At 68.1% G+C, this 12,998-nt stretch carries 12 protein-coding genes; 11 read left to right on the top strand and 1 reads right to left on the bottom strand.

What is annotated here, in order from left to right; translation table 11 throughout:
• Positions 1 to 38 precede the first annotated feature (38 nt).
• The 11 genes from alaS to ACZYZ3_RS01655 all read left to right on the top strand — a co-directional run bounded on the left by alaS (position 39) and on the right by ACZYZ3_RS01655 (position 11,661).
• A complete protein-coding gene (gene alaS, locus ACZYZ3_RS01705; RefSeq protein ID WP_463962133.1) occupies positions 39 to 2,717 on the top strand; it encodes an alanine--tRNA ligase in 2,679 nt (892 codons plus the stop codon).
• A 26-nt stretch (positions 2,718 to 2,743) separates the two neighbouring features.
• Positions 2,744 to 3,343: a Holliday junction resolvase RuvX gene (ruvX, locus tag ACZYZ3_RS01700; protein ID WP_463962132.1), complete on the top strand. Its 600-nt coding sequence runs from the start codon at positions 2,744 to 2,746 to the stop codon at positions 3,341 to 3,343.
• The gene (locus ACZYZ3_RS01695; RefSeq protein ID WP_463962131.1) at positions 3,324 to 5,063 is read left to right on the top strand and encodes an endolytic transglycosylase MltG; all 1,740 of its coding nucleotides are present in this window, start codon (positions 3,324 to 3,326) and stop codon (positions 5,061 to 5,063) included. Before ruvX ends, ACZYZ3_RS01695 begins: the two co-directional genes overlap by 20 nt.
• Complete coding sequence (locus tag ACZYZ3_RS01690) at positions 5,060 to 5,983, top strand: shikimate dehydrogenase (protein ID WP_463962130.1); 924 nt, start codon at positions 5,060 to 5,062, stop codon at positions 5,981 to 5,983. Before ACZYZ3_RS01695 ends, ACZYZ3_RS01690 begins: the two co-directional genes overlap by 4 nt.
• Before the next feature lie 26 nt (positions 5,984 to 6,009).
• Positions 6,010 to 7,209 (top strand): chorismate synthase, encoded by a 1,200-nt coding sequence (gene aroC, locus ACZYZ3_RS01685; RefSeq protein WP_463962129.1) that lies wholly within the window; start codon positions 6,010 to 6,012, stop codon positions 7,207 to 7,209.
• Positions 7,210 to 7,229: 20 nt separating this feature from the next.
• A complete protein-coding gene (locus tag ACZYZ3_RS01680; RefSeq protein WP_463962128.1) occupies positions 7,230 to 7,814 on the top strand; it encodes a shikimate kinase in 585 nt (194 codons plus the stop codon).
• Positions 7,811 to 8,902, top strand: coding sequence for a 3-dehydroquinate synthase (aroB, locus tag ACZYZ3_RS01675; RefSeq protein ID WP_463962127.1), 1,092 nt, complete (start codon positions 7,811 to 7,813; stop codon positions 8,900 to 8,902). Before ACZYZ3_RS01680 ends, aroB begins: the two co-directional genes overlap by 4 nt.
• Entirely contained in the window at positions 8,902 to 9,420 is a 519-nt protein-coding gene (locus ACZYZ3_RS01670; RefSeq protein WP_463962126.1) for a tetratricopeptide repeat protein, read from the top strand. Before aroB ends, ACZYZ3_RS01670 begins: the two co-directional genes overlap by 1 nt.
• 181 nt (positions 9,421 to 9,601) lie before the next feature.
• Positions 9,602 to 10,165: an elongation factor P gene (gene efp, locus ACZYZ3_RS01665; protein ID WP_463962125.1), complete on the top strand. Its 564-nt coding sequence runs from the start codon at positions 9,602 to 9,604 to the stop codon at positions 10,163 to 10,165.
• On the top strand, positions 10,165 to 10,575 hold the full coding sequence (gene nusB / locus ACZYZ3_RS01660) for a transcription antitermination factor NusB (protein WP_463962124.1): 411 nt from the start codon (positions 10,165 to 10,167) through the stop codon (positions 10,573 to 10,575). The genes efp and nusB overlap by 1 nt, the downstream gene beginning before the upstream one ends.
• Before the next feature lie 105 nt (positions 10,576 to 10,680).
• Entirely contained in the window at positions 10,681 to 11,661 is a 981-nt protein-coding gene (locus ACZYZ3_RS01655; RefSeq protein ID WP_463962123.1) for a serine hydrolase domain-containing protein, read from the top strand.
• Between the two features lie 6 nt (positions 11,662 to 11,667).
• Here ACZYZ3_RS01655 and ACZYZ3_RS01650 read toward each other — a convergent pair whose 3' ends face one another.
• Complete coding sequence (locus tag ACZYZ3_RS01650; RefSeq protein ID WP_463962122.1) at positions 11,668 to 12,936, bottom strand: PrsW family intramembrane metalloprotease; 1,269 nt, start codon at positions 12,934 to 12,936, stop codon at positions 11,668 to 11,670.
• Between the last annotated feature and the right edge of the window lie 62 nt (positions 12,937 to 12,998).

Here is a 12,998-nt window from a genome sequence, read left to right as displayed (position 1 = left end):
ACAGACGCAGTGAATATTGAAGGGTACGTAATCAGCTCATGAAGTCGCAGGAGATCACCAAGCGCTGGATCGACTTTTTTGTCAGCAAGGGCCACACGGCGGTTCCCTCCGCGTCCCTGGTCTCCAGCGACCCTTCCCTGCTGTTCACGGTCGCCGGCATGGTGCCGTTTATCCCGTACCTGACCGCGCGGGAGGTAGCCCCCTACAAGCGCGCCACCAGCGTGCAAAAGTGCATCCGGACCGGCGACATCGAGGAAGTCGGCAGAACCGCCCGCCATGGCACCTTCTTCCAGATGTGCGGCAACTTCTCCTTCGGTGACTACTTCAAGGAAGACGCCATCAAGTTCGCGTGGGAACTGCTCACCACAGGCGTTGACGACGGTGGCTACGGCCTGCCGCCCGAGCGCCTCTGGGTCACCGTCTACGAAGAGGACGACGAGGCCGAGCAGCTCTGGCTGAACAACACGGGAATGCCCGCCGAGCGGATCCAGCGGATGGGCAAGGCGGACAACTACTGGTCCACCGGCCAGCCCGGTCCGGCCGGACCCTGCTCCGAGATCTACTACGACCGCGGCCCCGCCTACGGCGTTGAGGGTGGTCCGATCGCGGACGAGAACCGCTACGTGGAAATCTGGAACCTCGTGTTCATGCAGTACCAGATCGACAACGTGCGCTCGAAAGTGGACTTCGACATCACCGGCGAGCTGCCCAAGAAGAACATCGACACGGGCCTGGGTATGGAACGTCTCGCGATGATCCTCCAGAACGTCGAGAACATGTACGAGACCGACCAGGTCCGCCCCGTCATCGACCGGGCAGCGGCGCTCTCCGGCCGGGAATACACCTCGGCCGAGTCCCCCAAGGACCCGCACCACACCGATGACGTCCGGATGCGCGTCGTCGCGGACCACATCCGTTCCTCCCTCATGCTGATCGCCGACGGAGTCACCCCCTCCAACGAAGGCCGCGGCTACGTGCTGCGCCGCCTGATCCGCCGCGCCGTGCGCTCCATGCGCCTGCTTGGCGTCGAAAAGGCCTGCCTGCCGGAACTGCTGCCCGCCTCCCGCGACGCCATGAAGGGCGTGTACCCGATCGTGGAGACGGACTTCGACCGGATCAGCCGGATCGCCTACGCCGAGGAGAAGGCGTTCCTGCGCACCATCGCCTCCGGCACGGCCCGCCTCGAGGACGCCGTCAAGGAGTCCCAGGCCGCCGGCCGGCCGCTCTCCGGCCCCGACGCCTTCGCCCTGCATGACACCTACGGGTTCCCGATTGACCTCACCCTCGAAATGGCCGAAGAGGCCGGCCTGAAGGTCGACGAGCCCGAGTTCCGCAAGCTCATGCTCGAACAGCGCCAGCGTGCCCAGGCAGACGCCAAGGGCAAGAAGGGCTCCCACGCGGATCTCAGCGCCTTCCAGGAGCTGCTGTCCGCCGGCGAGACCGTCTTCACCGGCTACACCGAGCTCAAGGGAGAGTCCAAGGTCCGCGGGATCCTCGCCGCCGGGCGCAAGGTCGCCCAGGCCTCCACGGGCGACGAAATTGAGCTGGTCCTGGCCGAGACCCCGTTCTACGCCGAGGCCGGCGGCCAGGCCGCGGACACCGGACTGATCACCGGCGACGGCTTCGTCGTTGAGGTCCTGGACGTCCAGCGCCCCATCAAAGGCTTGAGCGTACACAAAGCCATCGTCCGGGAAGGCGAAATCGGCGCCGACTCCCTGGTGCAGGCAGCCGTGGACCGGGAACGCCGGCACGCCGCCGAGCAGGCCCACACCGGCACCCACATCGTGCACGCGGCCCTGCACCAGATCCTCGGCCCGGAAGCGCTGCAGCGCGGCTCCTTCAACAAGGCCGGCTACCTGCGCTTCGACTTCGCCTGGGGTGAAGGCCTGAGCCCGGCCACCCGCTCCGAAATCGAGGAAGTCTCCAACATCGCCATCCGGAACAACTACCGGGTTGAGACCAGGATCATGGGCCTCGCCGAGGCCAAGGCCCTCGGTGCCATGGCGCTCTTCGGTGAGAACTACGGTAACGAAGTCCGCGTCGTGGAGATCGACGGCGCCTGGTCCCGTGAGCTTTGCGGCGGCACGCACGTTGAGAATACCTCGCTGATCGGCAGCCTCTCCCTGCTCGGGGAACAGTCCGTCGGATCGGGAAACCGCCGGGTCGAGGCCTTTGTCGGCATGGACGCCTTCCGCCACCTCGCCGCGGAACGCGCCCTGGTGACCGAACTCACCGAAATGCTCAAGGTTCCCTCCGGTCTGCTCGCGGACCGGATCGCCACGACGCTGACCAAACTCAAAACGGCCGAGAAGGAACTCGATCGCCTGCGCAAGGAACAGCTCACGGCAGCAGGCGCGCAGCTCGTGGGCACCGCCAAGGACGCCGCCGGCATCAACGTCATCGCGCACGACGCCGGCCAGGTCAGCGGCGCAGATGACCTCCGCGGCCTGGCACTGGACCTGCGGACCCGTCTCGGCTCCGAGCCGGCCGCCGTCGCCGTCGCCGGTGTCAGCAATGACCGCCCCGTGATCCTGATCGCCACCAACGAAGCTGCCAGGTCAGCCGGCGTCAAGGCAGGTGCCCTCGTGCGCCTCGCCGCCGGCATCCTCGGCGGCGGCGGTGGCGGCAAGGACGACGTCGCCCAGGGCGGCGGCACGGACGCCACCAAGGTCGGCGCCGCGCTCACGGCCGTCGTGGACGCCATTACCCGGCGATAACGGACGAGACCGTGAACGAACCAGCTGTGCCCGGCGGCTACCCCCGGGGCGTCAAGCTCGGCGTAGACGTCGGTACTGTCAGGGTCGGCGTGGCGGTCTGCGACCGTGACGGCATCCTGGCCACCCCCCTGCGCACCCTGGAACGGAACGCGAAAAAGAACACCGACGTGCGGATTCTGGCGGATCTGGCCGCAGAACTCGGCGCCGTAGAGATATTTGTCGGGCTGCCGCGGACGATGAAGGGCGAGGAACATGCCTCGGCCCGGATGGCCACGGACTATGCAAAACTACTGGCGGGTAAACTGGGGGAGTACGGGGCCGCTGTTCCGGTCCGGCTGGTCGACGAGCGCCTGAGCACGGTGTCGGCCCACCGAAGCCTGCACGAAGCTGGCATGAGCAGCCGAAATCACCGTAAAGTAGTTGATCAGGTTGCAGCGGCAGGTATCCTGCAACACGCGATTGATATGCAAAAGGCCAGGGGGACGGAGGTCGGAGTCCGCGTTTACGCGGAGTCCACGCCGGGGCCAACCGGGGATGGCGCTCAGGCCGGCCCGGCACCAGACACACATTCTGCCCAACGCATTCTGCCTAAAATGGAAGGCTACAGTGAGCCCGGTCAACAGTGACGACTCCTCCGGTGACGTTTTCGGCGGCGTCGGCCGACCGCTGACCCGTAAAGAGCTCAGGGCCCAACAGAAGGTCCAGGGGACCGAGGGTCAGGGCGCTATCCCGGCGCAGGCTTTCGAGACCCACGACGACGTTCCCCCTACCGCGCCGGTCGCCGGGCACGGTTCGGTCCCCGACGCCGACGCCGACGCCGACGCCGCCGCCGCCGCTCATACGGTCCAGACGCCGCCGATCCAGGCTGCCGGAGCGCCGGACCGGCCCGCGGCAGCCCCCACCGTGCACGAAGAGCCTGTCCCGGCAGCGACCGTCCACGACGACGCCGTGCACGAAGAGCCTGTCCCGGCAGCGCCCGTGTATGAGGAAGCCGTGCACCAGGGATCCGCCCACGACGAACCCGAATACTATGAACCCGTTCACGGGTACGCCGGCGGTGTTGCCCGTGAAAATGCCCTGCACCACCAGGGCGACGTCCCGCCGGGCCACGACACTGCCCGCGAACCGCATTACGACGCTGAGGTCCACGACGGCCACACCGTCCACCCCGACGATGCCCGCTATGTCTCCGACGGCGTCGAAGGGGGCCCTGCTGAATACCACGAGGAAGACGGCCATGTTGTGTTGGCCGGAGGTGCCGCCATCCCTAGGTCCAAGGGCCCGTCCAAGAAGGTCCGCCGCCGGCGGCGCTTCCTTGCGCTGCTGCTGACCCTGTCGGTCTTCATTGTCGCCGTCGCCGTCGGCGCGCAGTTCCTCAAGCCCCTCCTCGGCGGGGACACGGCGGCCGACTACCCGGGTCCCGGCACCGGCGAGGTAGTGATCACCGTGGCGCCGGGCGCCGGGCCGAGGTCCGTGGCGACCGAGCTCGAGGACAAGAAGGTGGTGGCGGACGCCGACACGTTCCTGCGGGAATTCGTGGCCTCCGGAGGGGCGCTCGCCCCCGGGGACTTCACCATGCGCAAGGAAATGAAGAACTCCGACGCCGTGGCCGTGCTGCTGAACAAAGACCAGGGCAAGGTCATGTACTTCGCACTGAGCGCCGGGCTCAGAATCGGCGAATCGCTTGAGGCCATCTCCGCGGGCGCCGGTGTGCCGGTCGCCCAGCTCAAGGAGCTCAGCGACTCGCCCGCTCAGTTCGGCGTGCCCGCCAAGGCCGCGAACCTCGAAGGCTTCCTCGCCCCCGGCGAATACCGGTTCCCGCTCGGCACCCCGGCCAAGGACGTGCTGCAGAAGCTTGTGACCACGACCCTGGACGAGCTCACCTCCCAGGGCGTCACCGATCCCGCCAAGCAGTACGACGTCGTCACGGTCGCGAGCATCGTGCAGGCCGAGGGCGGCCAGGCGGAGTACGGCGATGTGGCGGGCGCGATCTACAACCGACTCAAGCCGGACAACCTCGAGACGAACGGGCTCATCCAGTCCGACGCCACGGTGACCTACGGGCTCGGGATCAAGAGCTTCCACATTGACGAGGACCAGAAGGCCGACAAGTCCAACCCCTACAACACCTACGCCAACCAGGGCCTGCCGGTCGGACCCATTGGCTCACCGGGCAAGACCGCGATTGACGCGGCAGCCAAGCCCAAGACGAACGACTACCTCTACTGGGTGACGATCAACCTGGACACCAAGGAAACCTTGTTCTCCAAGACGCTGGCGGAACACAACGGCTACGTGGCCCGGTACAACGCCTGGTGTGAGGAAAACCCTGGACGCTGCGTATGACGTTCCGGGCCGCCGTGCTCGGGCACCCGATCAGCCATTCCAAGTCCCCTGCGCTGCACCGGGCGGCGTACGCCCACCTGGGTGTGCCGCTAAACTATTCGGCCATTGACGTGACCGAGGACGCGCTGCCGGCCTTCATGGCCCGTGTCCGGGAAGACGTGCGGCAGGGGGAGGGCTGGCGCGGGCTGTCGGTCACCATGCCGCTGAAGTCGGCCATGGTCCGCGAGGTCGATGAGGTGCGCGGCGTTGCCCGCGACCTCGGCGTCGTGAACACAGTCGCCTTCGAGCGTCCGGCGGCCGGAGACAGCGCCGGCGCCACCCGCCTGGTCGGCTACAACACCGACGTCGCCGGAATCGTCAACGCACTTCACCATGCCGGGGCCGTGGCCGCGCCCACCGCCGTCGTGCTCGGCGGTGGCGGCACCTCGGCAGCTGCAATTGCGGCGCTGAAGGAACTGGGCGCGCCGGACGCCGAGATCTTCGTCCGCGAAGTCACCCGCGCTGCGGAGGCGCGGGCCGCCGCCGCCGCGATCGGCCTTCCCATCAGGGTCCTTCCCCTGGCCGGGGCTGCTGCCGCCGTCGCCGGGGCCGACGTCGTCATCTCCACGCTGCCGCCCCGGGCCGCGGACCTGCTCGCGGAGGAACTCGCGAAGCTCTTCGCGCAGCGCGCAGCCGGGGCGTCGAGGCATGGTGCAGGGGCCAGGCCAGGCGTGCTGCTGGACGTCGCCTACGATCCCTGGCCCAGTCGGATCGCCTCCGCCTGGCAGGAAGCCGGCGGCACCGTTGTCCCCGGACTCGAGATGCTCATCTACCAGGCCGTGGAGCAGGTCCGGCACTTCACCGGCCTGGGAGAGGCCGTGCCGGCTGAAGTCATTGATGTGATGTGTGACGCAGTCGGGGCGCCCCGACGGGTGTTCTAACGCCCTTACGTGGCAGGATGGATTTTATGTTGCGTTGGTTGACTGCCGGTGAATCCCATGGCCCGGCACTGGTCGGAATAATCGAAGGCGTGCCCGCCGGTGTTGAACTCACCAGCGCGCAGATCGCCGATTCGCTGGCCCGCCGCCGGCTCGGCTACGGCCGCGGCGCGCGGATGAAGTTTGAGCAGGATGTCGTCACAATCCTCGGCGGCGTCCGCCACGGCATCACCCAGGGTGGCCCCGTTGCCATCCAGGTCGGCAACACGGAATGGCCCAAGTGGGAGCAGATCATGTCTGCCGACCCCGTGGCCCCCGAGGTCCTCGCAGACCAGGCCCGCAACGCCCCGCTGACCCGCCCCCGGCCCGGCCACGCCGACTTCACCGGCATGCAGAAATACGGCTTCGACGAGGCGCGTCCCGTGCTGGAGCGAGCCAGCGCCCGCGAAACAGCCACCCGCGTGGCGCTGGGCACCGTGGCCTCCGCATTCCTCAACCAGCTCGGCATCGAGCTGGTCTCCCACACGGTAGCGATCGCCACTACTTCGGTCCCGGAGGGCCGGCCGCTGCCGGTCCCGGACAACGTCCTGGCCCTCGACGCCGACCCGCTGCGTTGCTTTGACCGCGAAACCTCCGACGCCATGGTCGCCGAGGTCGACATTGCGCACAAGGAAGGCGAAACCCTCGGCGGTGTCGTTGAGGTCCTCGCCTACGGGCTCCCGCCGGGACTAGGCAGCTACGTCCACTGGGACCGCCGCCTCGATTCGCGGCTGGCGGCTGCCCTGATGGGCATCCAGGCCATCAAGGGCGTCGAGGTCGGCGACGGGTTCCTCACCGCGTCCCGCCGCGGCTCGGCCGCCCACGACGAGATCGTCAAGGACGCCGACGGCCGGATCATCCGCACGTCCAACCGCGCCGGCGGCATCGAGGGCGGCATGAGTATCGGCGACGTGCTCCGCGTCCGCGCCGCGATGAAGCCCATCGCCACCGTGCCGCGCGCCCTCAAGACTGTCGACGTGAGCACCGGAGAGGCCGCCAAGGCCCACCACCAGCGTTCCGACGTCTGTGCGGTCCCCGCAGCCGGGGTCGTCGCAGAGGCCATGGTGGCGCTTGTGCTGGCCGAGGCGGTCACGGAAAAGTTCGGCGGCGATTCCGTGCAGGAAACTGCCCGCAACATCAAGGGTTATCTGGACAACATTCCGGCGTCCCTGGACTCGATCGGACACTAGTGCCCGCCGAAACACCGGCAGTGCCGGCCCCGAGGGCTGCCCGGCCCATTGCGTTGATCGGCCCGATGGCAGTCGGAAAATCGGCCATCGGACAGCAGCTTGCCCAGCAGCTGGGCGCCCCCTTCGTGGACACCGACGTCGTGGTGGTGGCCAACCACGGATCCATCGCGGAAATCTTTGCCAGCCGCGGTGAACACGCCTTCCGCGAGCTTGAAGCCAGGGCTGTCGCCCGCGCCATCGAGGACGCGCGGGGCGGCCGGACGGTCATCTCACTGGGCGGCGGCGCCGTGCTGGACTCCGGCACCCAGCAGCTGCTGGGGCACTGCACCGTGGTCTACCTCGAATGCGATGCGGACACCGTGGCGGAACGCATTGCCAGGAACTCCGGCCGGCCGCTGCTGGCCGGAGATGCCATGGAACGATGGAAGACGCTGTTCGCCACCCGGCGGCCGGTCTACGAGCGGCTGGCCGACGTGGTCATCGATGTCCGGAACGGATCTGTTCCAGTCATCGCGCACCGGCTTGAAGATGCGCTGCGCGGGTTTGAGGCCACAGGAACCGCGGCCGTACCCACGCCAGCGGCGACAAAGGAAGTTGAAAAGTGATCACCGAATCAACCGTCATCAAGGTCACCGGGCAGACGCCCGGGGAGAACTACGACGTCGTGGTGGGCCGCGGCCTGCTGGCCAGCCTGCCCGGACTGCTGGGGGAGCGGGTCAAGCGTGTCCTGGTCATCCACCCGCGGGCGCTTCGGCTCACGGGCGACACCGTCAGGGAGGAACTCGCTTCGGCCGGCTTCACGGCGCTGACCGCCGAGATCCCCGACGCCGAAGAAGGCAAGCACATCGAGGTGGCCTCCTTCTGCTGGCAGGTGCTGGGACAGAACGACTTCACCCGATCGGACGCCGTCGTCGCCGTCGGCGGCGGAGCCGTGACCGACCTGGCCGGGTTCGTGGCAGCGACCTGGCTGCGCGGCGTCAAGGTCATCCACATGCCCACCAGCCTGCTCGGCATGGTGGACGCCTCCGTGGGCGGCAAGACCGGCATCAACACCGCCGAAGGCAAGAACCTCGTCGGCGCGTTCCACCCGCCGGCCGGTGTCCTCGCGGACCTCGACACCCTGGACACCCTGCCCAAAAACGAGATGATCTCCGGCATGGCCGAGGTCATCAAATGCGGCTTCATCGCAGACCCGGCCATCCTCGAGCTGATCGAAAAGGACCCGGCCGCCGTGTCCGACCCGCGCTCCGACGCCGTACGGGAACTTATCGAACGCGCCATCACGGTGAAGGCCAGGGTGGTGTCCGAAGACCTCAAAGAAACCGGCCAGCGCGAAATCCTCAACTATGGCCACACCCTGGGCCACGCGATCGAACTGGTCGAGCGCTACTCCTGGCGACACGGCGCTGCCGTCTCCGTCGGCATGATGTTCGCCGCCGAGCTGGCCCGCAGCGTTGGCCGCCTCAGCGACGCCGACGCCGACCGGCACCGCAGCATCCTGGAAAGCCTGGGGCTGCCCATCACCTACCGGCGCGACCGCTGGCAGGCGCTGCTCGACGGCATGCGGCGGGACAAAAAGTCCCGCGGCGACCTGCTGCGCTTCGTGGTGCTCGACGGCGTGGCCCGCCCCGGCATCCTCGACGTCCCGGACACCTCCCTGCTGTTCGCCGCCTACCAGGAGATCGCCTCCTGATGGGTTTCCTCCCAGGCGGCACCAGCGACTGGCCGGATGCCGGGTTCCCCGGGATCAAGATCAATCCCGACAGCCTCGTGCCGCAAATTGTCAACGCGGACGCGGTCGCCGAGGCGTTGGCGGCCTCGACGGACCCCGGCGACCGGATCTTCGTTCTCCTCGTCACAGGGCACCCCGCCGACGCCGCCGAACTGCTCGCCGAGGCCCGGTACAGCGACCCCTCCTCGCTGCGCCTGCGCATCTTCGAAGCCGACGTCCTGCGGGTCTCCAACCGGCTGGACCGGGCCGTGGAACTGTTCCGCCAGCTGCTCGCAGAGACCCGCGGCACACCGGATGAGGCGGTCATCCGCGAGCACCTCGGACGGTCCTACTTTGCCAGCGGCAACATCGCCGCCGCCGTCGAATCCTTCACCGAGGCGCTGGACCTTCGTGTTGCGGGGTCCGCCGACGCGGCCCTGATCTACGCGTCCGCCGTGGCGGTCCAGCGCGCCCGGGATGTGCTGGACCGCGATTCCTGAGACCGCGCAGCAGGGACCTCCGCGGAGGTCCCGCAGGGGAGCGTCCGGCGGCGGACCTGCAGAACCGGTAGAATGGATCTTGGATTTTTGATAAATACGCGCTGGCGGGCCATTCGGCATGCTTGCCTGGCATAAACCGGCTGGCGGCTAGAAGCAGCCCAAAACGAAACCAGAGGATACAGTGGCAACCACTAACGACATCAAGAACGGAACCGTGCTGAAGCTGGAGGGCCAGCTCTGGAACATCATTGAGTTCCAGCACGTCAAGCCCGGCAAGGGTGGAGCGTTCGTGCGCACCAAGATGCGTAACGTGATGTCCGGCAAGGTCGTCGACAAGACCTTCAACGCCGGACTCAAGATCGAGACCGCCACGGTTGACCGCCGCGACTACCAGTACCTGTACCAGGACGGTGCGGACTTCGTCTTCATGGACACGGCCGACTTCGACCAGCTCACGGTTCCCGGCGCAACGGTCGGTGACGCCACCAACTTCATGCTGGAGAACCAGATGGTGAACATCGCCATCCACGAGGGCAACCCCCTCTACATCGAGCTGCCCCCGAGCGTCGTGCTTGAGATCACCTACACGGAGCCGGGCCTGCAGGGCGACCGCTCCTCGGCCGGCACCAAGCCCGCCACCCTCGAAACCGGCTACGAGATCCAGGTGCCGCTGTTCGTTGAGAACAACACCAAGGTCAAGGTCGACACCCGCGACGGCAGCTACCTCGGGCGGGTCAACGACTAGTGAGTGCACGCGGTAAGGCCCGCAACCGGGCCCTGGATGTTCTCTTTGAGGCGGAACAGCGTTCCGTTTCGGCGTTCGATGTACTGAAATCCCGCCGGGAGCAGACGGACCAGATCGTCAACCCGTACACCCTTGAAATCGTTGAAGGCGTGGTCTCCCACCAGACGGCGATCGACGAATTCCTCGAAACCTACTCGCAGGGCTGGACCCTGGAGCGGATGCCTTCGGTGGACCGCATCATCCTGCGGATCGGCACCTGGGAGCTGCTCTACAACGACGATGTTCCCGACGGCGTTGCCGTGAGCGAGGCCGTGGCACTGGCCAAGACCCTCTCCACGGACGAGTCGCCGTCGTTCATCAACGGCCTGCTGGGCCGGCTGCAGCAGCTGAAGCCTTCGCTGCTCGCCTGACCCGCCACGCTCCACCAGGAACCCCGCCCGGACCACCCCGGGCGGGGTTCTTGCTGTCTCCGGTCAGGGCTTTCACTGCGCTGAAGCGCCGGATATCGTGGCCGGGTGGACACTGACGCGGTGCTCGAGGCGACGCTCCGGACCCGGCTGGGAGCCCGGCACCCGAGGTTTGCCGCGGCCGCGATCGCCGGTGGAAAGACAACCGTGGCGTTCAACGGGGTCGCCGCGGACTCCGATTTCGAGATTGGCTCGATCTCGAAGGGGATCACCGGGATGCTGTACGCGGACGCCTGCCGGAGGGGGGAAATATCCCCGGCCACCACGCTCGGGGAGCTGCTCCCGCTGGGGGACTGCGAGGCGGCCGGCGCCAGCCTGGGCGCCCTGAGCCGGCATGCCTCGGGGCTGCCCCGGCTTCCGCCGGGAATGCCCGGATCTGCGTCCCCGCTGAGCCGGACGGCGTCACTCTTCCTGAACGGGCTGAACCCCTACGGGGAGAGCCTGGCGGAACTGCTCGCGCAGGCCCGCGCGGTCCGGCTGCAGGCGCCACGGCCGCGGTATTCCACCCTGGGGTTCGAACTCCTCGGCCATGCGATCGCGGCCGGTGCCGGGATGAGCTACCGGGACCTTGTGGCGGCACGGCTGTGCAGGCCGCTGGCCCTTGGCTCGGTGTACCTGCCCGCGCGTCCCGGCGAACTGGGCCCGGCGGCCCTGATCGGCACCAGCCGCCGGGGCCGACCCCGGCAGCCCTGGACCGGCGAGGCCCTGGCCCCGGCTGGTGGCATCCGGTCCTCCGTCCAGGACCTCGCCCGGCTGGCCCGGGCGCTCCTGGACGGCTCCGCCCCTGGCCGCTCCGCCCTCGATCCGGTGGCGGCCTTCGCCGGACCGGCAGTTTGCATCGGCGCCGCCTGGCTCACCATCGACGTCAGGGGCCGTCGGATCACCTGGCACAACGGCGGCACAGGCGGGTTCAGGAGCTGGATCGGCCTCGACCGGGAGGCAAACGCGGCAGTTGTCCTGCTCTCGGCCACGGCAGTGCCTGTCGACCGCCATGGATTTGAGCTGCTGCGGGAACTGGCAGCACCCTGACACGCCCTAGCGGATGACGGCGGCCCGGAGGGCGGCGATTTCGGCTAGCTGGTGCCGCTCATCGAGCTGGTGCGCCGGCACGTCCCGGCCGCTGAGGATCCGCTGCCGGGTGAAGGCAAGCTGGGTCCCGGCCTGGAGCAGCGCCTTCATCTGCGGGCCCCGGCCCACGGAGTTGGCCCAGCGCAGGGCGGAACGCCGCCCGCCCGGGGTCGCCAGCATCTCCACCTCGGCCCCGGTGAACCAGCCCGCCGCCGCGTATTCCGCAAGCCGCTGGCGGGTGAGCCGGCGTTCCGCGACCCGCAGCAGCACGATGACCAGGACCGTCAGCAGGAAGATCGGCACCTGCACCAGCAGGTACTGGGCCAGGAAGTCCTGGCCCATGCTGTTCCAGGCGCCGTGCAGCAGCATCGCGGGAACGAGGCCGACGGCGAACGCGAGCACCGACAGCCCGTTGTGCCAGCGGCGTGCGGCGAAGCCCATGATCAGGCCGGTGGTGCCGGTGAAAATGGCGTGCGCGAACGGTGACATGACGCCGCGGAGGAAAAACACCACCGCCAGGTCCGTGCCGGGGTCACTGGAGGCGGCGATCGCGCGGCCGAAGTAGAGAATGTTCTCGGTGAACGCGAAGCCGGCCGCGATCGTGAACGCGAACACCACACCGTCGACCGGGCCGTCGAAGTGTTTCCGGGCGAACAGCAGCAGCAACAGCAGTCCCAGGGACTTGGCGAATTCCTCCACCACCGGCGCCTGGACGGTCACGGCGAAGGTCGTGTAGTCCAGGCCCGAGGCCGGTCCCGCAACAAGCGAGAAATAGGGCTGGATCAGCATCGTCACCGCAATCGAGACCACCGCCCCCCAGACAAAGGCGAACAGCAGCAGCGGCTTGGGTTCCGGCTCCCAGCGGTCGATGAAGCGCACCGTCAGCAGCACGGTCCCCAGCGGAATCAGCGAGGCAATAAAGCCGATGACAAAGCCGGAAATGCCGGTGCTGCCCAGCAGGAACGGCAAGACCAGGAACAGACTGATGAACGCCAGGAACCCGCCGGCCAGCATTAGCCCCACCACGCCGGAAGAGCGGCGGCCGCCCCGGACCGGCGGCAGGGCGGGCGGGGGGACCGGCTGGACCCGGCCGCGGCTGTTCGCCGGTGCCTGCTGGTAGTACTCCGGCCGGACGTGCCCCAGCCACGTCGGGTTGGCCTGCTGGGGAAGCGGCCGCTGGCCGCCGGGGGAATAGCCGGGGTGGTGGGGGCCCGGCCGCGGATCGTTCGTCGTCATACACCCGAGCCTATGTCCGTGTGAGCTTAAACGCAGACCGGCGGCGCCGGCAGGCCAACCCC

This window comes from Pseudarthrobacter linnaei (assembly GCF_055412825.1).
This window is presented reverse-complemented; position numbering and strand designations above follow the sequence as displayed.